Below are 18,915 nucleotides of genomic sequence, written 5' to 3'. Positions count from 1 at the left end.
AGCTGCCCTGCCGGTCGCGCGGGATCTCGATCTCGATCTTACCGGTGTCCGTGGCAACCGTCTTGCGGCCATAGCCATTGCGGCTGTTGCCAGCCTGCTCTTCGTGGCCGAGATGATGATCCATCTCGGCATTAAGCGCGCGTTCGGCCAAGGCCTTCTTCAGCGAATCCAGCAAGCCGCCTTGCTGCAAGGCCGCAGCAGCATCACCGCCAGCCAAAAGTTGATCCAGCAAATCAGACGGGATCACAGGTTCTTTGCGTCGAGACATAGTGGGACTCCTTCTTACCCATTATGCCCGCCCACACACGAAATTCCTGACAGTCCGGGGGCAGTCTCCAAAGCGGAGCCAAAGGCCGCAAGCGCCATGCTCTGGTCGATACTGACGGCAGGCCGCTGCTTGTCGAGCCGCACACCGCCGATGTCCAGGATCGTGATGGCGGCGGCGCATTGCTGCAAATCTCGCGCGGCCTCTTCCCGTTCATCGAGAAAATCTGGGCCGATGGCGGCTATAACCATCACCGTGTCAACGAGGCGACCAGCATCACCGTCGAGATCGTCAGCAAGACCGCCGGTCAATCCGGCTTCGTCGTCCTGCCACGGCGATGGGTGGTCGAGCGCTTCTTCGCATGGATCAACCGCAACCGCCGCCTCGCCAAGGACGTCGAAGCCACCCTCAAATTCGCCGCAGCCTTCCTTTACGCCGCCGCCGCCATGCTCTTGTTACGCCGATTGGCACGCTCAGCATGACTTTCGAAACCTGTAGATTTCCGTTGAGATTTGACCCGGGAGGGCGGTGAGTTTTCATTGAGATTTGACCCATGTTTTGACCCGTTCCTTGCTGCGAGCAGCGAGGGAGACAGGAGTGATCGACATGGCGTTACTGAGTGTAATCCGTCGCTGGCATCTGCGAGATCGGATGCCGATCCGAGAGATCGCGCGGCGCACTGGCTTGTCGCGGAACACGATCCGCAAGTATCTGCGCAGCGGCGCGGTGGAGCCGCAGTTTCGGGTTCCCGAGCGTTCCAGCAAGCTGGACCCGTTTGCTGAGAAGCTGTCGCATTGGCTGCGGATCGAGGCTGCCAAGTCGCGCAAACAGCGGCGCACGGTGAAGCAGTTGCACGCCGATCTGGTGGCGTTGGGGTTCGACGGTTCCTATGGCCGGGTTGCCGCTTTTGCGCGGGCATGGAAGGCGCAGCGGCAATATGAGCAGCAGACCAGCGGGCGCGGGACCTTCGTGCCGCTGGTGTTTGCGCCGGGGGAGGCGTTCCAGTTCGACTGGAGCGAGGACTGGGCGGTTCTCGGCGGCGAGCGTGTGAAGCTACAGGCTGCCCACACCAAGTTGGCGCACAGCAAGGCCTTTATCGTCAGGGCCTATCCGCTGCAGACCCACGAGATGCTGTTCGATGCGCTGACACAGGCGTTCAGGGTTCTGGGCGGCGTTCCGCACCGCGGGATCTTCGACAACATGAAGACTGCGGTAGACAAGGTCGGCACTGGCAAGGCGCGACAGGTCAACGCGCGGTTCGCGGCGCTGGCCAGCCATTATCTGTTCGAGCCTGAGTTCTGTAATCCTGCTTCCGGTTGGGAGAAGGGTCAGGTCGAGAAGAACGTTCAGGATGCACGCCGCCGGTTGTGGCAGCGCATGCCAGCCTTTGCTGATCTGGAAGCCCTCAATGCCTGGCTCGAAGAGCAATGCATCGCGCAATGGGCCGATATCCCGCACGGCACTTTGCCGGGCACCATCGCCGAGGTGCATGCGGAGGAACTGCCCAGCCTGATGCCGCTGGGCGGGCTGTTCGACGGCTTCGTCGAGCATACCAAGCGGGTCTCCCCGATCTGCCCAAGTCGCCGGTTTTTGGCACTTCGAGCGCAACCGTTACAGCGTGCCAGCCAGCTTTGCGAACCGGCCGGTATCGTTGCGGGTTTACCCCGCGCGGATCGTGATCGCCGCCGAGGGGCAGATCCTGTGTGAGCACGAGAGGGTTATTGATCGCTCTCACCGCAGCGGTGGCCAGACGGTCTATGACTGGCGGCATTATCTGGCGGTGATCCAGCGCAAGCCCGGTGCCCTGCGCAATGGTGCCCCGTTCACCGAGATGCCCGATGCCTTCAGGCAGTTGCAGGGGCAGCTGTTGAAGCGCCCCGGCGGCGACAAGGAAATGGCCGAGATCCTGGCGCTGGTGCTCCAGCACGACGAGCAGGCGGTCCTGTGCGCGGTGGAACTGGCACTTGAGGCAGGCGTTGCCACCAAGACCCACGTTCTCAACCTGTTGCACCGTCTGGTCGATGGAAAGCCCGCTGGCCCCGATCCTATCGCTGCTCCGCAGGCGCTGTCGCTGATGCACGAGCCCATAGCCGATGTCGCCCGCTACGACACCTTGCGCGCCAAGGAGGCGGCCCATGCGTCATGACCCTGCCAGCGCGGCTGTTGTCGTGATGCTGCGCGGCCTCAAGATGTATGGCATGGCAGGGGCGGCCAGCGATCTCATCGAACAGGGCGCCCTTGCGTTCGAGACAGCCATCCCGGTCCTGTCTCAACTGCTCAAAGCTGAGATGGCCGAGCGCGAGGTGCGTTCGATCGCCTATCAGATGAAGGCCGCGCGGTTCCCCGCCTACAAGGATCTGGCCGGCTTCGATTTTGCTGCCAGCGAGGTCAATGAGGCCCTGGTGCGCCAGCTGCATCGCTGCGACTTTATCGATGGAGCGCACAACGTCGTCGCCGTGGGCGGCCCGGGGACGGGCAAAACCCACATCGCCACTGCGCTCGGTGTTCAGGCGGTCGAGCATCATCGCAAGAAGGTCCGCTTCTTCTCCACGGTCGACCTCGTCAATGCGCTCGAACAGGAAAAGGCCCAGAACAAGGCTGGCCAGCTCGCAGAGCGCCTGCTGCGGCTTGACCTGATCATCCTCGATGAACTGGGCTATCTGCCGTTCAGCCCGTCAGGCGGAGCATTGCTGTTCCACCTGCTCTCGAAGCTCTACGAGCGCACCAGTGTGGTCATCACCACCAATCTGAGCTTCAGCGAATGGGCCAGCGTGTTCGGCGATGCCAAAATGACCACCGCGCTGCTCGATCGGCTGACCCACCACTGCCATATCCTCGAAACCGGTAACGATAGCTTCCGGTTCAAGGCATCTGCCGCCCAGCGGAAAACCAGAAAGGAGAACGTCCAGCCCTTGACCAAACACAAGTCCAAGCGGACATAGCTAACAACAACCCAGGTCACTTCTCGATGAAAATCCCGGGTCAAATCTCAACGGAAATCTACAGGCTTCCCTGCGCCCATCGCTCTGGGAGGAGCAGCCCGCTGGAACAAGCGGGAGGTGCTTCTGTGGATTGAGGAACAGGCCGCAAAGCGGGGCCGTTGACCCCGATTAGCGCCGCTTGCGCCGGGGGCTGTCGATGATCTCGCTCTCGGCAATGGCCCCTTCCATGATCATGTCAGCCCAGCGCTGAGCCAGTTCGCGCCGCCGGGTCATGTAGGAAGCACGGTTGTAGCGCAGTTCGCTCGCACTCATTCCCGCCGGCTTGTGCGCAAGCATCAGGTCGATGATCATCCGGTCGATCAACAGCCGCTCGTCCCGACCCGGCTCGCGTTCGGCAAGCTCGTTCATGATCGTCGAGAAGCTCGAACGCCAGCCATGGGGCACATGGCGTCCCTGATAGCCTTCCCGGTTGTAGAGGTAGCCAAGGGTGTTCATGCTGATCGGCTCCTGCCCGGAACGCGCGCTGGGGAAGACGTACTTGGCCTTGCCCGTGAACAGGCGGACTGCCCGGAGCGTATCAACCGCCTGACGCGATAGCGGCACCGGGTGATCGAAGGCTTCATCGGACCGCAGGTGCAGCTCCTGCTTGATCTTGTCCGCAGGAACCAGCCACATCGCTTCGCTGACATCACTGTCGCGATTGGTCCAATCGACCCCGGTGATCTCGCCCCACTCCATGGTGCGCACCATGCCCGGACGCTGTGCTGTCAGAGCCAGAAAGCGTGATGCCAGGCGATTGACCGGCGAAGCCCCTGCCCGGTCAATGTCGCCGATCATCACCCGGATGGCCGCAACATCAAGCAGCGCAGGATAGCGTTTGGACGGCGGCAGCGGGGCAAGCGCATCGTTCAGCTCGCTGGCCGGATTGACCAGCCCGGCACCATGCGCATTGATAAAGCGGTATACGGCCGCCACCCTTTGCTTCACCCGGCGAGCGGTCTCGATTGCCCCGCGCTCCTCGATCTTCCGAAGCGCGGCCAGCAGCAGGGGCTTGTCGATCTCATCAACGGGCATCGCCCCCAGGTCCGGGAAGATATCCCGCTCCAGGCTCGTGATGACATCATCTGCGTGAACGGGTTTCCAGCGCGGTTTCTGGATCTGGTGCCATTCGCGTGCGGCCTGCTCGAAGGTCTGGAACTTGCTCTTCTCGCCGATGAGCTTGGCCCGTTTGGCTGCATGGCGGGGGTCACGCCCCTCGCGCAGCAGCTTGCGCGCATCGTTCCGCTTCTCGCGGGCCTCGGCCAGCGAGACCTCCGGGTAAGCTCCGATCGTCAGCAGCTGCTCCTTACCCTCGAACCGGTATTTGAACCGCCAGCTTTTATGATTCTGCGGCGAGACTTGCAGGTAAAGCCCGCCGCTGTCTGACAGCTTGTAGGCTTTGTCCTTCGGCGCTGCTGCGCGAACGGCCTTGTCCGTAAGCATCCAAGACCCCCCAACGCTCGCGTTGGTTACCCCCAATCTACCCCGAAGTGCGTCTGGCAAGGGATGGACAGGGGTGGAACAGACTGGACGGGAAAGACGTGAAAAGTAAAGGCCTTGACCGTTCAGTTGGAAGGATTTGGAAGGCTCTGGAAGAGCCAGTGGCGGAGACGGAGGGATTCGAACCCTCGGTACCCTAGTAGAGTACGGTTCCTTAGCAGGGAACTGGTTTCAGCCACTCACCCACGTCTCCGGGCAACCCATATGGCTGTGAGCGCGGGGCTATAGTCGCACACTTGGCGAGCGGCAAGGTGGCTTGGCGAAAAAGCTGACGCCGAACCCATTGCCCTCGCGCGCCGCGGGCGCGCCGTGGGGGCGGGCAAGCGCGGCCGCCGCGGTTCGGGCACGGTTCAGCCAGCGTGGGGCAGGCATGTCTCCCGGCTCGTCGCATTTTCGATTCGCCCCGGCGCCAGGCGGTTGCGGGGCGCGCGCCAAGTGATTCTGCTGGGTTAGGGCCATTCCCGGGCTGGCACGCCCGTGCTGGGGAGAGCATGATGATCGCCGTGATCGCCGCCACCTTCCGCTTCCTCCTGCGCCGCGCGGCGCTGCTGCTGGCCGCGCTCGCCGCGCTGCTCGCCGCGCCGGCGCTGGCGCAGCAGCTCGAAACCTTCGACCCCGATCAGGCCTATCAGGCAGGCGATGCCGCGGGCGGGATCGATGCCGATCTTGCCACCCCACCCAGCACCAGCGCCGCGCCGTCCGCGCCCACTCCCGCCCCGGTGCCCGATGATCCGCGTTTCGACGAGGAATTCACCGCCTTCGCCGCCGATCCCACCATCGCCCCCCCGGCCGCGGCCAGCCCGGCCCAGCCATCTGCGGCCGAGGCGCAGAGCACCTATGGCGCGGATGATCTCATCGGCGCGGCCGAAGGGCTGTTCGGCAAGGGCGCCGAGGGCCTCGCCAAGCTGATCGAGGATCTGCTCAAGAAGCAGGGTCGGCCCAATGCCTATATCGTCGGGCGCGAGGCCGGCGGGGCCTTCATCTTCGGCGCGCGCTATGGCTCGGGCACGCTGCACCACAAGGTCGAAGGCACCCGCCAGGTCTATTGGACCGGGCCTTCGCTGGGCTTTGATGTCGGGGCCAATGCCGCCAACACCTTCGTGCTGGTCTATAACCTTTATGACAGCGAGGAGCTGTTCAAGCGCTTTCCCGCGGGCGAGGGGCAGGCCTATTTCGTCGGCGGCCTCCATGCGAGTTACCTGCGCCGCGGCGACATTGTGCTGATCCCGATCCGGGTTGGCGCCGGGCTGCGGCTGGGGATCAATGCCGGCTACATGAAGTTCTCGCGCAAGCAGCGCTGGTCGCCTTTCTAGGGCGCCCACCCGCAATTCCCGGTTGCTCCGGCGCGGCCATCGCGCCATGGCGCTGGCCCATGATGCTCGACCGACTCACGCCCCAGGCGCCCGATGCGCTGCTCGCCCTGATCCGTCTGCACAACGCCGATCCGCGGCCCGAGAAGATCGACCTTGGCGTCGGGGTCTATCGCACCGAGGAAGGCACCACCCCGGTGTTCGCCGCAGTCAAGGCGGCCGAGGCGCAGCTGCTGGCCGAGCAGGACAGCAAGTCCTACCTCGGCCCGGAAGGCGACATGGGCTTTGTCCATGCCTTGATGCCGCATATCTTCGGCGCTGATCCCACCATGGGCGGGCGGATTTCGGGGATGCAGACCCCGGGCGGCACCGGCGCGGTGCGCCTTGCCTTGGCGCTGGCGCAGAAGGCCGGGGTGCGGCGGGTGCACATGGGGGTGCCCTCGTGGCCCAACCATGCGCAGATCCTCGCCGATCTCGGCATGGAGCTGGCGCCCTTCGACCATGCCCGCGCCGATGGCAGCGCCGATGTCGATGCCCTGCTCGCGGCGATCCGCGGCGCCGGGCCGAACGAGGCGGTGCTGCTGCACGCCTGCTGCCACAACCCCACCGGGATCGATTACACCGCCGATCAATGGGCCGCGATCGCCGCGGCGCTGGCCGAAAGCGGCACCTTCCCGATCATCGATGCCGCCTATCAGGGCCTCGGCCAGGGGATGGAGGAGGACGCCGCCGGGCTGCGCGCGGTGCTCGCCGCGGTGCCCGAGGCCTTCATCGCCTATTCCTGCGACAAGAACTTCGGCCAGTATCGCGACCGGGTCGGCGCCTTCTATATCATGGCGGGTGAGCCGGGCGCGCTCGAGACCGCCTTTTCCAACGCCAATGCGCTGGCGCGGGCGGCCTGGTCGATGCCCCCCGATCACGGCGGGGCGGTGGTGCGCATCATCCTGCGCGATCCTGATCTGACCGCGCAGTGGCTGGCCGAGGTCGATGCCATGCGCGCGCGGATGCGCGAGGTGCGCGCCGCGCTCGCCGCAGCGGGCCGCGCCGGGCGGATCGATCTTGCCCCGCTGGGAAGCCAGAACGGGCTGTTCGCGATGCTCCCCGTCACCAAGGAGGAGGTGGCGCAGCTGCGCGAGGAGCACGCGATCTACATGGCCGCCTCGGGCCGCATCAACATCGCCGGCCTTACCAGCACCAACCTGCCGCGCTTCATCGCCGCCCTCGCCGCGGTGGCGGCCTGAGCGCGGCGGGCGCCGCGCCGGCACAGCGCAGCAAATCAGTTGCACTTTGCCATTCAAGACTCGCTTTTGCGCGGGGCCTGTGGTTACATCACTCCCCACAAGGGAGAGACAAGATGCTTGCTTCACCGCCAGACTTCGACGTGCTGATCGTCGGGGCCGGGATTTCCGGCATCGGCATGGCCGCGCACATGGGCATGAAGGCGCCGCACCACAGCTATTGCATCGTCGAGCGGCGCGACAACCTCGGCGGCACCTGGGACCTGTTCCGCTATCCCGGCATCCGCTCGGACAGCGACATGCACACGCTGGGCTATGATTTCGAGCCGTGGCGGCACGAGAAATCGATCGCCGATGCGCCGGCGATCCTCGAATATCTTGATCGCATCGTCGATGAGCGCGGCATCCGCCCGCATATCCGCTTCGGCCACAAGGTGCTGAGCGCCGATTTTCGCTCCGACGAGGCGCGCTGGCATGTCGAGCTGGAAAAGGCCGATGGCAGCCGCACCCACATGACCGCCAATTTCCTCTATCTCGGCGCGGGCTATTATGATTACGACGAGCCTTATGATCCGGGCTTTGATTTCGGCGAATTCGAAGGCCGGGTTGTTCACCCGCAGTTCTGGCCCGAGGATCTCGACTACAAGGGCAAGCAGGTGGTGGTGATCGGCTCGGGCGCCACCGCGGTGACGATCGTGCCGTCGATGGCCAAGGACGCCGGGCATGTCACCATGCTCCAGCGCACCCCGACCTGGATGTTCGCCCGCCCGGCCAAGGACCGCATCGCCAATTTCCTGCGCGCGATCCTGCCGGAAAAGCTCGCCTACCGCATCACCCGCTTCAAGAACATCAAGATGCAGGACTTAAGCTTCAAGATGGCGCGGGAGAAGCCCGAGAAGGTCAAGCAGACCCTGCACAAGAAGATCGCCGCCGCGCTCGGGCCGGATTACGACAAGGCCGCCTTCACCCCGCCTTACAACCCCTGGGAACAGCGCCTTTGCCTGGTGCCCGATGATGATCTGTTCCGCGCGATCAAGGCGGGCAAGGCCAGCGTGGTCACCGGCCATATCGCCCGGTTCGAGAAGGGCGGCGTCAGGCTCACCGACGGGCGCTTCCTGCCGGCCGATATCGTCGTCACCGCCACCGGGCTCAAGCTTGCCGTCGCCGGCAAGATCGCGGTCAGCGTCGATGGCGAGCCGGTGAAGTTCAACGAGCGGTTCTATTACAAGGGCTGCATGTTCTCGAACCTGCCCAATCTTGCGGTGGTGTTCGGCTATCTCAATGCCAGTTGGACGCTCCGGGCCGATATCAATTCGGACTATGTCTGCCGCGTGCTCGAACACATGCGCGCAACCGGCACCAGCATCGTCACCCCGGTGCTCACCCCCGAGGAGGAGGCCAAAATCATCGAGGATGACATCTTCGATTTCTCCTCGGGCTATATCCAGCGGGGCAAGGCGATCATGCCGAAGAATTCGATCAGCTATCCCTGGCGGCTCAACCAGGAATACCTCGTTGATCGCAAGCGGATGAAGGAAGATCCGATCCTTGACGGCATCCTCACCTTCACCCGCCCCGGCGCCAATGCCCAGCAGGTGGCCGAGCAGCTCGAGGCCGCCGAATAGGAGATCGGAGAGGCGCCCCAAGCGGGGGGCAAGGAATCGCTTCCGCTCGCGCGGCGCTTCTCCTAACCTTGGGCCATGACCTCTTCCGACAAGATCTGGACCGCCGGGCTTATCGTCATCGGCGATGAAATCCTCTCCGGCCGCACGCAGGACAAGAACATCGCCCAGGTGGCAAGCTGGCTCCAGGTGCAGGGCATCCGCCTTGCCGAGGTGCGGGTGGTGCCCGATGAGGAAGCGCGGATCATCGCCGCGGTCAACGATCTGCGCGCCGCCTATGACTATCTGTTCACCACCGGCGGGATCGGGCCCACCCATGACGACATCACGGTTGATGCGGTGGCCGCCGCGCTCGGCGTGCCGGTGGTGATCCACCCCGAGGCCCGCGCCCTGCTCGAGCGCTACTATGCCACGCGCGGCGGCCTCAACGAGGGGCGGCTGCGCATGGCGCGGGTGCCCGAAGGTTCGGAATTGATCCCCAACCGCATGTCGGGCGCGCCCGGCATCCGTCGCGGCAACATCTTCCTGATGGCGGGCGTGCCGCACATCACCGCGGGCATGCTCGATGCGCTCACCGGCCAGCTCGAGGGCGGCGCCCCGCTCCTGTCCGAGACCATCGGCTGCTGGGTTGCCGAAAGCGAGGTCGCCGAGCTCTTGCGCCAGACCGAGGCGGCGCACGAGGCCTGCCAGATCGGTTCCTACCCCTTCTTCCGCGAAGGCCGGGTGGGGGCCAATTTCGTGGTGCGTTCGGTCGATGCCGCGGCGCTCAAGGCCTGCTGCGAGAGCCTGATGGCGGGCCTTGAGGCCGGCGGGCACGCCCCCACTCCGGGCGGGATCTGAGCACGCGCCCTTCGCGCGCGAGGATACAAGGTCACCCGGTCTTAACCTCTCCTGCCTATGGAAAGGCAGGATGCGGGTGTTCATCACCATCGACACCGAGTATTCCTCGGGGCTCTACACCGGGCCGGGCGCGGCTGACCGGGCCGACAATTTCGCGCGCTCGATCGCCTGCCTCACGCCGCAAGGGCCGGCGGGCATCCCCCACAAGCTCGATCTGCTCGCGCGCCACGGCCAGAAGGCGGTGTTCTTCGTCGATCCCATGCCGGCGCTGGTGTGGGGCGTGGCGGCGATCGAGGACATCATCGGCCCGATCCTCGAGGCCGGGCAGGACGTGCAATTGCATTGCCACACCGAGTGGCTCGAGCTTGCCGGGCCGGCCAATCCGCTCGCCTCGCGGCGCACCGCGAAGAACCTTGCCGATCTTCCCTTCGATGACCAGTGCGAGGTGCTGCGCTATGCCCGCGACACCCTGATCGCTGCCGGGGCAAGCGCCCCGGTCGCCTTTCGCGCGGGCAATTATGGCGCCGATGACAACACCCTGCGGGCGCTGGCGCAGCTTGGGCTGGCCTATGATTCGAGCCACTGCCCGGCGCTGACTTGCGGCCCGTGCCGCATCAGCCTGGGCCCGGATCAGCGCGATCCGGTGGGGCACATGGGGGTGATCGAGGTGCCCGTAGGCAGCATCGGCGCGGTCGGCGGGGGCCAGCGCCACGCCCAGATCACCGCGCTCACCCTTGCCGAAATGCTCGCCGCGATCCGCCACGCGCGCGACAGCGGGCGCGACAGCTTCACCCTGGTGAGCCACTCCTTCGAGCTTATCAACCGCCGCAGCCTTGCGGTCAATCCGATCGTCCGGCGGCGCTTTACCGGCCTCGTCAAGGCGCTGGCGCGGCTGCGCGGGGTGGAAACCGGCACCTACCGCGACACCCCCCCGCGCATCCGTCTGACCGGCAGCAACCAGGCGCTGCTGCCGCCGAGCGCGGTGCGCACCAGCGCGCGGCTGGCCGAACAGCTGGTCTCCAACGCGCTCTACGGCGCGCTCTAGCACCGGCGTGGGCGTGGGCGATGGCAGGCACGGCAATCGACTTCACCCTCGGCGCCCGGCGCCTTGTCGCGGTGCCACGTCAGCTTTCCACCTGGGCCTTCGGCCTTGCCGAGGTGCTCGGCGAGGCCCTGCCCACCGCCCCGCCGCCGGGGCGCGATGGGGTGCGGGTGCTCTCGGCCCCGCAAGCGCGGCTCGCGGCGGTGATGACCGCCTATCCCGGGATGGTTGCCGGGGGCAGGCAGGATTACCGCCGCCACTATATCGACATGCGCGGCAGCTTTGCCGACTACATGGCGCGTTTTTCGGGCAAGACCCGCGCGACCCTGCGGCGCAAGGCACGCAAGCTTGCCGCGGCCGCGGGCGGCTATGCCGTCACCGCGCACCGCACCCCGGCCGAGATCGAGGCCTTTCTCGCCGCGGCGCTGCCGCTGTCGGCCAAGACCTACCAGGCCCGCCTGCTCGGCGCCGGGCTGCCCGAGGGGGCCGATGCCCGCCGCGCCATGCTCGAGGCGGCCGAGGATGACCGGCTGCGCGCCTTCCTGCTCCATGCCGCCGGCGCGCCGATCGCCTATCTCGCGCTGCCGGTGACGGGCGCCACGCTGGTCTATGCCCATGTCGGGCACGATCCGGCCCATGCCCGCCTCTCGCCCGGCACGGTCTTGCAGCTCGAGGCGCTCGAACGCCTGTTTGCCGAGCGGCGCTATCGCTGGTTCGATTTCACCGAGGGCGAAGGCGCGCACAAGGCGCTGTTCGGCACCCACCACGCCGCCTGCACCAGCCTGGTGCTGCTCACTCCGACGCTGGCCAACCGCGCACTGCTGGCGGCGCGCGCCGGGTTCGATGGCACCGTGGCGCAGGCCAAGGCGCTGGCGCAGCGTTCAGGGGCGCTGGGGCGGCTGCGGGGGCTGCTGCGCGCCTGAGCGCACCGGCACGCGCGCCGCGGCAAGGCGGCGGTTGCGCATCTGCTGGCGGGCAAGTTCAACCAGGCGGCTGCGCGCGGTGGGCGGGCCCGCCCGATAGTGCAGCGCCAGCGCCAGCCAGGTGAGCCCGGCAAGGCCCAGAAGCGCGCCCGCAGCGAGGCCGAGACGCCAGTCATAGCTCGCAATCAGGCCATAGGCGGCAAGCGCAAAGCCGATCACCAGCCACTTGGGATCGAGCCACGCGCCATCATCGGTTGAAGTGGGCATGAACGACCTCCTGTTCTTGGCAGCGCAGCCGGGAGAGGAGAGGGGGGAGAGGGGCTGCGCTCCTGCATCTCAACATGGCGCGGGCCGGGCGAAAGACAAGAGGGGCAAACAGCTTATCATGCGCGCGCAAGCAAAAGGGGCCGGGCGCGCGCTGCACCCGGCCCCCTTGCTCGTTGCACTGGCGCGGCAGGCGCCCGCGCGGGATCAGTTCACGCGCCTTCGACCTCGGCGAGATCGACCTTGAGGCCCGGCCCCATCGACGAGGAGAGCGAGACCTTGCGCACATACTTGCCCTTGGCGCCCGAAGGCTTGGCCTTGACCACCGCATCGGTGAGCGCCTTGAAATTGGCCTTGATCGCCTCGTCAGGGAAGCTCAGCTTGCCGATGCCGGAATGGATGATGCCCTGCTTTTCCACCCGGAACTCGACCTGGCCGGCCTTGGCGTCCTTGACCGCCTGGGCGACATTGGGGGTGACGGTGCCGAGCTTGGGGTTGGGCATCAGCCCCTTGGGGCCGAGCACCTTGCCGAGCCGGCCAACCAGGCCCATCATGTCGGGCGTGGCGATCACGCGGTCATAATCGAGATTGCCGGCGAGCATGTCTTCCATCAGGTCTTCCGCGCCGACCTTGTCGGCCCCGGCCGCCAGCGCCTTCTCGGCATTTTCGCCGCGGGCGAACACCGCCACGCGCGCTTCCTTGCCGGTGCCCGCGGGCAGCGAGACCATGCCGCGCACCATCTGATCGGCATGGCGCGGATCGACGCCGAGGTTCATCGCCACCTCGACGGTCTCGTCGAACTTGCTCTTGAACTGGCGCAGCACCCCGAGCGCTTCCTCGATGGTGTAGAACTTCTCGCGGTCGATCGCGGCCAGCGCCTTGGCCTTCTTGGTCATCTTGGCCATGAGATCAGCCCTCCACCACTTCAAGGCCCATCGAGCGGGCGCTGCCGGCGATGATCTTCATCGCCGCTTCGATGTCATTGGCGTTGAGATCGGCCATCTTGGCCTCGGCGATCTCGCGGATCTGCGATTGCTTGATGGTGCCGGCCGAAACCTTGCCCGGTTCCTTCGAGCCCGACTTCAGGTTGGCCGCCTTCTTGATGTAGTAGGTGGCCGGCGCGGTCTTGGTGACGAAGGTGAAGGAACGATCGCCATAGACCGTGATCACGGTCGGGATCGGCATCCCCTTTTCCAGATCCTGCGTGGCGGCGTTGAACGCCTTGCAGAACTCCATGATGTTGACGCCGCGCTGACCCAGCGCCGGGCCGATCGGCGGCGAGGGCGTGGCAGAGCCGGCAGGCACCTGCAGCTTGATATAGCCTTCGATTTTCTTGGCCATGTGGCCACTCCTTTCGCACTGTTCCAAGCCGCCGGGGCGGCAAGGTCATGGTAAGCGGTCAAGCGCCCGGGCCGGCATGGCCGCAAGGCTCCCGCAGGGAATCACCCGGGCGCGAAGGCCCCCGGCGAAGCGGCGCGCATAGGCGCACGGGCGCACAAAATCAACCCGCCGCGCCCTCCCCGCGCTGCGGGCGCGGCGCCCACAGGCCCTTGGTGCGGCTGGTGAGGTGAAAGCCGCGGCACAGCGGGCAGGCATAGGTGCGCAAGCTCACGCGGGCCTTGAGCGCTGCCGCATCGGCCGCGGCGCGGGATGCAAAGCGGCGCTTGCGGCGGCAGATCCCCAGCCGGGTGCGCATCGCCTCCCCGCCCCGCGGCGCGCCTCAGGCCTTGGCCAGCTCGACGTGATCGAAATCGAGCTCGACCGGGGTGGCGCGCCCGAAGATCGAGACCGAGACCTTGACCTTCTGCTTGTCGAAATCGAGCTCCTCGACCACGCCGTTGAAGCTGGCAAAGGGGCCTTCGAGCACCTTGACCGAATCGCCGATCTCATAATCGATGCTGACATCGCGCTTGGGCGCGGCCTTGGCCTGTTCCACCCCGCCGAAATAGCGCGCCGCCTCCTTCTCGCTGATCGGCTGGGGCTTGTTGCCTGAGCCGAGGAAGCCCGTCACCTTGGGGGTGTTCTTGATGAGGTGATAGATATCATCGGTGAGGTTGAGCTTGGCCAGCACATAGCCGGGCATGAACTTGCGCTCGACCGGCACCTTCTTGCCGCGCTTGACCTCGATCACGGTCTCGGTGGGCACCTGCACGTCGATCACGCCCTCGGACAGGCCGAGCCTTTCGGCCTCGGCGATGATCGCGTCGCGCACCTTGTTCTCGAAACCCGAATATGCGTGGATGATGTACCAGCGAGCCATGTCTTGTCCTTGGGATATGGGGCGGCGGGCAGCTGCCGGGGCGCTTACTTCAACAGCCCGATTGCGGCCTGCACGATCACGCCGAAAAGGCTGTCGATGCCGAGGAAGAAGATCGACAGGATCAGCATGAAGATGAACACGAAGATCGCCGTGCGCACGGTTTCCTCGCGCGTCGGCCAGACGATCTTGGCGGTTTCGGCGCGCACCTGCTGCGCGAATTCGGCAAGCGAGGTCTTGCGCTTCTTTTCGGGGCCTGCGTCCCTCGAGGCATTGTTCAGTTCGGCCATGCGCGCCCGGTTCCTTCGCGATTGCTTCGGGTCATTCCCGATCGGCCTTGAGGTAGGGCGCCGCGCCGCCCGGGACAAGGTCGCCGGAGGGGCTGGAGCGAAATGCCGATGTCGGAAAGGACCGAGGCGCCCATACGCCCGGGCAAGCGCAAATGCAAGCGCGCGCGAGGCTGCGGGGGCGCGGGGCTGGGGTGCGGGGCTGGCGGGCCGGCTGGCGCGCGGGGCTGGCCGGGGGCGGGGGCGCCTCGCCTCAGGCGCGCCCGAGGAGCCGCGCCAGCCATCCGGGGCGCTGCATCGGCTGCAGCGGCCCGTGGATCAGGCGGCTCATCGCCGGATCGCGCGTGGGGCGCGGGCTGACCCAGTGATCAGGGCGCGAGGAGCGGAAGGAGTAGGCGCTCATGTGCGGGTCTCCTGTGGCTGCGATGGCTCGGTTCATCGACAGGAATACACGCTTCGCCTTACCTGGCGATGAACGCGCGCCTCAGGAGAGGCCGGAAGGAGGGCGCGCCGTACCCCCGGCCACCAGCGCACTGGTGCCGCAGAAGGGACTCGAACCCCCGACCCCAACATTACGAATGTCGTGCTCTACCAACTGAGCTACTGCGGCAACCCGGCGCGGCCCTGCCGCAAGGCGCGGCACCGGCCATGCAAAGGTGGAGGCCCGAGCCGGAATCGAACCGGCGTATACGGATTTGCAGTCCGCTGCGTCACCACTCCGCCATCGGGCCAGACCGCCCGCGGCCAATCGCCCCGGACGGAAGCGGCGCCCTAGCGCTTCGGGGCGACAAAGGCAATGCGCGAATGCTTGGGCAAGGCCGGGGGGCAAGGGTTGACGCAACGTCACGCTGGACGCCGCCCCGGGGCCGCGGCATGGCGGGGGCATGAGCATCGCGAGCCTGATTGAACCCATCAGCGGAAAGCCCGGCCCCGTGCAGCTTTTAAGGGCGCAGGAATGGATGCAGGGGCGCACGCTTTATGGCGGCGCCTCGGCGCTCATCGCCTATACCATGGCGGTGCGCGCCTTTCCCGGCCTGCCCTGCCTGCGCGCCGGGCAGATCGCCTTTGTCGCGCCGGTGGGCGACCAGCTCGCGCTCGAGGCCGAGATCGTCCGCCAGGGCCGCAACGTCACCCAGGTGCGCAGCGCCATCCGCTGCGATGGCAAGGTGGCGCTCAGCGCCTTCTGGGTCTTTGCCGAGGCGCGCCCGGCCAATGCCCGCGTCGCCGCACCCGCCCCGGCCGATTGGCCCGGCCCGCCCGAGGCCAATGCCCCGGTGGCGAGCGGGCCGATGCCCGATTTCATCCGCCACAATTTCGAGCTGCGCCACGGCCAGGCGCGCGGGAGCGATCGCGGCGCGGTGGTGCGGCGCTGGGCGCGGCTCGCCGAAGCCCACGACCTCGATCCGGTCTCGACGCTGATCCTGATGGGCGATGTCATGCCCCCCGGGGCGATGCGGGCGATGGAACGGCCCGGGCCGATCAGCTCGGTCAACTGGTCGTTCAACCTGCTCGATCCCGACAGCCGCTCGCCCGGCGGCTGGTATCTGGCCGAGAACGCCAGCCAGCACGCCGATGCCGGCTATTCGTCGGAACGCCTCAGGATGTGGGACGCCGAGGGCCGCCAGGTGCTCGACGGGCTGCAATGCGTCGCGGTGTTCGGTTGAGCCGCGGCGCCCGGGCGCGCGGGCGGCGCTGGTGGCGGGCGGCATGAGCGCGCCCCGCCCACCCCGCATCCTTGCCATCGCCGGCTCGGATTGCTCGGGCGGGGCCGGGGTGCAGGCCGATATCAAGACCATCACCATGCTTGGCGGCTATGCCATGACCGCCATCACCGCGATCACCGCGCAGAACACGATTGGTGTGCAGGGGGTCGAGGCGATTTCGGCGGACATGGTGCGCGCGCAGATCGCCTCTTGTGCGGGCGACATCGGGGTTGATGCGGTGAAGATCGGGATGCTCGCCAGCCCCGCGGTGATCGAGGCCGTGGCCAAAGCCCTGGACGGCGTGGCCGCGCCGATCGTGCTCGATCCGGTGATGATCGCCACCTCGGGCGCGGTGCTGGTGGGACCGGAGGCGGTGGCGGCGCTGCGCCACGCCCTGTTCCCGCGCGCGGCGCTCATCACCCCCAACCTGCCCGAGCTTGCGCACCTTTCAGGCCGCACCCTGCCGACTCGCGATGCGATGATCGCCGCGGCGCAAGACCTCGCCGCGGCGAGCGGGGCGGCGGTGCTCGCCAAGGGCGGGCACGCCGACAGCGCGCGCATCACCGATGTGCTGATCGTGCCGGGTGAGCAGCCGCGCTGCTTCGATCACCCCCGCATCGCCACGCGCCACACGCATGGCACGGGCTGCACGCTCTCATCCGCCATCGCCACGCTGCTGGGGCGAGGCGAAAGCCTTGCCGACGCCGTGGCACAGGCCCGTCGCTTCGTCTTCGCCGCGATCACGGCCGCCCCCGGCTATGGCGCCGGGCATGGCCCGCTCGGCCACCAGGCGGTGCGGCCTCAATCCTGGGGCGAAGGCTCGCGGATGTCGTAGAATTCGGCGATCTTGGCCCAGGCCTCCTCGGCGGTTTCGCACCAGGTGATGAGGTCAAGATCGCTCTTGGCGATCACCCCTTCCTCGGCCAGCGCCTCGAAATTGACCACCCGGGTCCAGAACTCGCGGCCGAACAGCAGGATCGGGATCGGCTTCATCTTGCCGGTCTGCACCAGAGTGATGAGCTCGAAGAACTCGTCAAATGTGCCGAACCCCCCCGGGAACACCGCCACCGCCCGGGCGCGCAGCAGGAAGTGCATCTTCCTCAGCGCAAAATAGTGGAACTGGAAGGAGAGATAGGGCGTCACATAGGGGTTGGGCGCCTGTTCGTGCGGGAGCACGATGTTGAGGCCGATCGATTCGCTGCCCGCATCGGAAGCCCCGCGGTTGCCGGCCTCCATGATCGAAGGCCCGCCCCCGGTGGTGACGATGAATTGCCTCAGGCCATTCTCGATGATGCCCTTCTCGCTCACCAGCCGGGCAAGACGATAGGCCTCGGTGTAATACTTGGCCTTGGCGGCAAGGCGCTCGGCCACCTTGCGGTCCCACTCGCTGCCGTTCTCGGCGGCTTTCAGCCGGGCCTCGACCTGTTCGGGCGAAGGGATCCGGGCCGAGCCATACATCACCAGCGTGGAGCCGACCCGGGCTTCATCGAGCAGCATCTCGGGCTTCAAGAGCTCGAGCTGGAAGCGCACCGGCCGCAGCTCGTCGCGCAGCAGGAAATCGGTGTCGCGAAAGGCGAGCTTGTAGGCCGGGTGCTGGGTCTGCGGGGTGCGCTCGGGCCCGCTTTCGGCAAAGCGGGTCTCCTCGCCGGCACGGTAGAACTTGCGATCTGTGAGGTCTTTTTCGGTCATCTCTGGCGCCCTAGTCGCCCCCCGTGGCCGCGGCAACCGCCTTGCCGCACCAAGGCGCAAGGCAAGATCGCAAGGAGCGGCGCGATCAGGGCGATGAAGTGGGGACGGCTGCGGCATTATGGCGCAGAGGAACTAACTCTGCCCATTTCCACAACAAGTTATGTTCTCAGGATTTTTCCTGATCGAGCGTGATTGATTCTCGAAGCTGATGCGCCGTATGTGTTCGACATGGGACTATCCAATTTGAAAGAGAACCTTCAGCGCAAATTTGCCGACTGGCTTGGCGAGAAGAAGGAACTCGAGAAGCACATTGAAGATGTGACCGCTGCGTATGAAGCGCTCGGCGAGAAGCGTGACCGGTTACAGACCGTCGATGACCTTCTGGCGAGCACCAAGGTCATCATGAAAGAGATCGCTCCCCACTGGAGGCCAGAGTCGGTTCGCCCCAGCCGCAAGAATGCGATGAAATTACCCTTCAAGGGTGGCGAGGTGACTCGCATGGCATTCGATGTGATGAGGAAAGAGGCGCGGCCGATGGGTTCAAGGACCATCGCCGAACTGGTTGTGGCCGAAAAGGGCCTCGACCCAGAAGACCGTATGCTGGTCGATCAGGTCAAAATCGCTGTTGATGCCAGCTTGCGGAGCAAGAAAGGGCAGTTTGTGGATACCCAGGGTGGGGACTGTCAGGAATTTCGTGTGTGGGCGGGCGGTTGAACATTAGGCCGCCATGGCCTTGATGAAGCGCTCACCGAACAGGACGGCGAACTGGGCCTTGGCCATGGACCACTCACGTGGCGGCATTCTCCACTCTTTCTCGGAGCGGTTCAAGATCAGATAGAGTAGCTTGGTTGCTGCTTCGTCGCTGGGGAAGTGCCCCCTGGCCCTCACCGCCCGCCGAAGCTGGGCGTTCAGAGCCTCGATAGCATTGGTCGTGTAGACGATCCTGCGGACCTCGTCGGGGAAGGCGAAGAAAGGGATGACCTCGGCCCAGGCC

21 protein-coding genes, 3 tRNA genes and 2 pseudogenes are annotated in these 18,915 nt (G+C 66.2%); 12 read left to right on the top strand and 14 right to left on the bottom strand.

Annotated features, from left to right (window positions below; all coding sequences use genetic code 11):
• On the bottom strand, nucleotides 1-268 hold a 268-nt coding region (locus tag G524_RS16680), incomplete at its 3' end, for a transposase (RefSeq protein ID WP_211219357.1).
• A gap of 80 nt (nucleotides 269-348) precedes the next feature.
• Between G524_RS16680 and G524_RS15820 the strand changes: the two are divergent.
• From G524_RS15820 to istB, 3 genes and pseudogenes are all read left to right on the top strand, one after another.
• Nucleotides 349-747: pseudogene (locus G524_RS15820) on the top strand (transposase); the annotation flags it as partial.
• A 124-nt stretch (nucleotides 748-871) separates the two neighbouring features.
• Nucleotides 872-2,411: pseudogene (gene istA / locus G524_RS15815) on the top strand (IS21 family transposase).
• A complete protein-coding gene (gene istB, locus G524_RS0111660) occupies nucleotides 2,401-3,207 on the top strand; it encodes an IS21-like element helper ATPase IstB (RefSeq protein ID WP_027443870.1) in 807 nt (268 codons plus the stop codon). Before istA ends, istB begins: the two are co-directional and overlap by 11 nt.
• A gap of 168 nt (nucleotides 3,208-3,375) precedes the next feature.
• On the opposite strand, the gene G524_RS0111655 is transcribed toward istB, so the two are convergent.
• Together G524_RS0111655 and G524_RS0111650 are read right to left on the bottom strand one after the other, a co-directional pair.
• Nucleotides 3,376-4,689, bottom strand: a complete 1,314-nt coding sequence (locus tag G524_RS0111655; protein WP_027443869.1) for a tyrosine-type recombinase/integrase — start codon at nucleotides 4,687-4,689, stop codon at nucleotides 3,376-3,378.
• 159 nt (nucleotides 4,690-4,848) lie between these two features.
• A tRNA-Ser gene (locus G524_RS0111650) sits at nucleotides 4,849-4,939 on the bottom strand.
• A 301-nt stretch (nucleotides 4,940-5,240) separates the two neighbouring features.
• On the opposite strand from G524_RS0111650, the gene G524_RS0111645 reads away from it, so the two are divergent.
• The 6 genes from G524_RS0111645 (at nucleotide 5,241) to G524_RS0111620 (ending at nucleotide 11,721) form a co-directional block, all read left to right on the top strand.
• Nucleotides 5,241-6,059, top strand: coding sequence for a DUF1134 domain-containing protein (locus tag G524_RS0111645; RefSeq protein WP_027443868.1), 819 nt, complete (start codon nucleotides 5,241-5,243; stop codon nucleotides 6,057-6,059).
• Nucleotides 6,060-6,121: 62 nt separating this feature from the next.
• Nucleotides 6,122-7,297, top strand: a complete 1,176-nt coding sequence (locus G524_RS0111640) for an amino acid aminotransferase (RefSeq protein ID WP_027443867.1) — start codon at nucleotides 6,122-6,124, stop codon at nucleotides 7,295-7,297.
• A gap of 113 nt (nucleotides 7,298-7,410) precedes the next feature.
• Nucleotides 7,411-8,919, top strand: coding sequence for a flavin-containing monooxygenase (locus G524_RS0111635; RefSeq protein ID WP_027443866.1), 1,509 nt, complete (start codon nucleotides 7,411-7,413; stop codon nucleotides 8,917-8,919).
• A gap of 75 nt (nucleotides 8,920-8,994) precedes the next feature.
• Nucleotides 8,995-9,756, top strand: coding sequence for a competence/damage-inducible protein A (locus G524_RS0111630; protein WP_027443865.1), 762 nt, complete (start codon nucleotides 8,995-8,997; stop codon nucleotides 9,754-9,756).
• 70 nt (nucleotides 9,757-9,826) lie between these two features.
• A complete protein-coding gene (locus G524_RS0111625) occupies nucleotides 9,827-10,801 on the top strand; it encodes a polysaccharide deacetylase family protein (RefSeq protein ID WP_027443864.1) in 975 nt (324 codons plus the stop codon).
• A 20-nt stretch (nucleotides 10,802-10,821) separates the two neighbouring features.
• Entirely contained in the window at nucleotides 10,822-11,721 is a 900-nt protein-coding gene (locus G524_RS0111620) for a GNAT family N-acetyltransferase (protein ID WP_027443863.1), read from the top strand.
• Here G524_RS0111620 and G524_RS0111615 read toward each other — a convergent pair.
• The 9 genes from G524_RS0111615 to G524_RS0111575 all read right to left on the bottom strand — a co-directional run bounded on the left by G524_RS0111615 (nucleotide 11,680) and on the right by G524_RS0111575 (nucleotide 15,260).
• Nucleotides 11,680-11,988 (bottom strand): hypothetical protein, encoded by a 309-nt coding sequence (locus G524_RS0111615; protein WP_027443862.1) that lies wholly within the window; start codon nucleotides 11,986-11,988, stop codon nucleotides 11,680-11,682. The two genes, G524_RS0111620 and G524_RS0111615, sit on opposite strands and share 42 nt — an antisense overlap.
• Nucleotides 11,989-12,197: 209 nt before the next feature.
• A complete protein-coding gene (gene rplA, locus G524_RS0111610) occupies nucleotides 12,198-12,890 on the bottom strand; it encodes a 50S ribosomal protein L1 (protein WP_027443861.1) in 693 nt (230 codons plus the stop codon).
• Between the two features lie 4 nt (nucleotides 12,891-12,894).
• The gene (rplK, locus tag G524_RS0111605) at nucleotides 12,895-13,326 is read right to left on the bottom strand and encodes a 50S ribosomal protein L11 (protein ID WP_027443860.1); all 432 of its coding nucleotides are present in this window, start codon (nucleotides 13,324-13,326) and stop codon (nucleotides 12,895-12,897) included.
• Between the two features lie 160 nt (nucleotides 13,327-13,486).
• Nucleotides 13,487-13,681, bottom strand: a complete 195-nt coding sequence (locus tag G524_RS0111600; RefSeq protein WP_027443859.1) for a hypothetical protein — start codon at nucleotides 13,679-13,681, stop codon at nucleotides 13,487-13,489.
• 24 nt (nucleotides 13,682-13,705) lie between these two features.
• On the bottom strand, nucleotides 13,706-14,245 hold the full coding sequence (gene nusG / locus G524_RS0111595) for a transcription termination/antitermination protein NusG (protein WP_027443858.1): 540 nt from the start codon (nucleotides 14,243-14,245) through the stop codon (nucleotides 13,706-13,708).
• 44 nt (nucleotides 14,246-14,289) lie between these two features.
• Nucleotides 14,290-14,532, bottom strand: coding sequence for a preprotein translocase subunit SecE (gene secE / locus G524_RS0111590; RefSeq protein ID WP_027443857.1), 243 nt, complete (start codon nucleotides 14,530-14,532; stop codon nucleotides 14,290-14,292).
• Nucleotides 14,533-14,782: 250 nt separating this feature from the next.
• Nucleotides 14,783-14,932, bottom strand: a complete 150-nt coding sequence (locus tag G524_RS17005) for a hypothetical protein (protein ID WP_169447848.1) — start codon at nucleotides 14,930-14,932, stop codon at nucleotides 14,783-14,785.
• 131 nt (nucleotides 14,933-15,063) lie between these two features.
• A tRNA-Thr gene (locus G524_RS0111580) sits at nucleotides 15,064-15,139 on the bottom strand.
• Nucleotides 15,140-15,186: 47 nt separating this feature from the next.
• A tRNA-Cys gene (locus G524_RS0111575) sits at nucleotides 15,187-15,260 on the bottom strand.
• Between the two features lie 153 nt (nucleotides 15,261-15,413).
• Here G524_RS0111575 and G524_RS0111570 point away from each other — a divergent pair.
• Nucleotides 15,414-16,193 carry a thioesterase family protein gene (locus G524_RS0111570; RefSeq protein WP_027443856.1) on the top strand — a complete coding sequence of 260 codons (780 nt, stop codon included), beginning with the start codon at nucleotides 15,414-15,416 and terminating at the stop codon, nucleotides 16,191-16,193.
• A 43-nt stretch (nucleotides 16,194-16,236) separates the two neighbouring features.
• Nucleotides 16,237-17,067, top strand: a complete 831-nt coding sequence (thiD, locus tag G524_RS0111565; RefSeq protein WP_027443855.1) for a bifunctional hydroxymethylpyrimidine kinase/phosphomethylpyrimidine kinase — start codon at nucleotides 16,237-16,239, stop codon at nucleotides 17,065-17,067.
• Here the strand turns inward: thiD and G524_RS0111560 are convergent.
• Nucleotides 17,034-17,921, bottom strand: a complete 888-nt coding sequence (locus tag G524_RS0111560) for an LOG family protein (RefSeq protein ID WP_027443854.1) — start codon at nucleotides 17,919-17,921, stop codon at nucleotides 17,034-17,036. The two genes, thiD and G524_RS0111560, sit on opposite strands and share 34 nt — an antisense overlap.
• 192 nt (nucleotides 17,922-18,113) lie before the next feature.
• Between G524_RS0111560 and G524_RS0111555 the strand changes: the two genes are divergently transcribed.
• Nucleotides 18,114-18,635, top strand: coding sequence for a hypothetical protein (locus G524_RS0111555; RefSeq protein ID WP_027443853.1), 522 nt, complete (start codon nucleotides 18,114-18,116; stop codon nucleotides 18,633-18,635).
• A gap of 3 nt (nucleotides 18,636-18,638) precedes the next feature.
• Here G524_RS0111555 and G524_RS15810 read toward each other — a convergent pair.
• The coding region (locus tag G524_RS15810; protein WP_036857876.1) for a transposase at nucleotides 18,639-18,915 on the bottom strand (277 nt) is incomplete at its 5' end.

This window comes from Erythrobacter cryptus DSM 12079, assembly GCF_000422985.1.
GTDB lineage: Bacteria > Pseudomonadota > Alphaproteobacteria > Sphingomonadales > Sphingomonadaceae > Erythrobacter > Erythrobacter cryptus.
This window is presented reverse-complemented; position numbering and strand designations above follow the sequence as displayed.

Excerpts from the sequence above, each read along its gene's own strand:
- G524_RS0111615 (WP_027443862.1), bottom strand. The coding sequence starts at position 11,988 with ATGCCCACTTCAACCGATGATGGCGCGTGGCTCGATCCCAAGTGGCTG.
- thiD (WP_027443855.1), top strand. The coding sequence starts at position 16,237 with ATGAGCGCGCCCCGCCCACCCCGCATCCTTGCCATCGCCGGCTCGGAT.
- G524_RS0111620 (WP_027443863.1), top strand. The coding sequence starts at position 10,822 with ATGGCAGGCACGGCAATCGACTTCACCCTCGGCGCCCGGCGCCTTGTC.
- rplA (WP_027443861.1), bottom strand. The coding sequence starts at position 12,890 with ATGGCCAAGATGACCAAGAAGGCCAAGGCGCTGGCCGCGATCGACCGC.
- G524_RS0111630 (WP_027443865.1), top strand. The coding sequence starts at position 8,995 with ATGACCTCTTCCGACAAGATCTGGACCGCCGGGCTTATCGTCATCGGC.
- G524_RS0111640 (WP_027443867.1), top strand. The coding sequence starts at position 6,122 with ATGCTCGACCGACTCACGCCCCAGGCGCCCGATGCGCTGCTCGCCCTG.
- G524_RS0111570 (WP_027443856.1), top strand. The coding sequence starts at position 15,414 with ATGAGCATCGCGAGCCTGATTGAACCCATCAGCGGAAAGCCCGGCCCC.
- secE (WP_027443857.1), bottom strand. The coding sequence starts at position 14,532 with ATGGCCGAACTGAACAATGCCTCGAGGGACGCAGGCCCCGAAAAGAAG.
- G524_RS0111655 (WP_027443869.1), bottom strand. The coding sequence starts at position 4,689 with ATGCTTACGGACAAGGCCGTTCGCGCAGCAGCGCCGAAGGACAAAGCC.
- G524_RS0111600 (WP_027443859.1), bottom strand. The coding sequence starts at position 13,681 with ATGCGCACCCGGCTGGGGATCTGCCGCCGCAAGCGCCGCTTTGCATCC.
- nusG (WP_027443858.1), bottom strand. The coding sequence starts at position 14,245 with ATGGCTCGCTGGTACATCATCCACGCATATTCGGGTTTCGAGAACAAG.
- G524_RS0111635 (WP_027443866.1), top strand. The coding sequence starts at position 7,411 with ATGCTTGCTTCACCGCCAGACTTCGACGTGCTGATCGTCGGGGCCGGG.
- G524_RS0111645 (WP_027443868.1), top strand. The coding sequence starts at position 5,241 with ATGATCGCCGTGATCGCCGCCACCTTCCGCTTCCTCCTGCGCCGCGCG.
- G524_RS17005 (WP_169447848.1), bottom strand. The coding sequence starts at position 14,932 with ATGAGCGCCTACTCCTTCCGCTCCTCGCGCCCTGATCACTGGGTCAGC.
- G524_RS0111560 (WP_027443854.1), bottom strand. The coding sequence starts at position 17,921 with ATGACCGAAAAAGACCTCACAGATCGCAAGTTCTACCGTGCCGGCGAG.
- G524_RS0111625 (WP_027443864.1), top strand. The coding sequence starts at position 9,827 with ATGCGGGTGTTCATCACCATCGACACCGAGTATTCCTCGGGGCTCTAC.
- istB (WP_027443870.1), top strand. The coding sequence starts at position 2,401 with ATGCGTCATGACCCTGCCAGCGCGGCTGTTGTCGTGATGCTGCGCGGC.
- rplK (WP_027443860.1), bottom strand. The coding sequence starts at position 13,326 with ATGGCCAAGAAAATCGAAGGCTATATCAAGCTGCAGGTGCCTGCCGGC.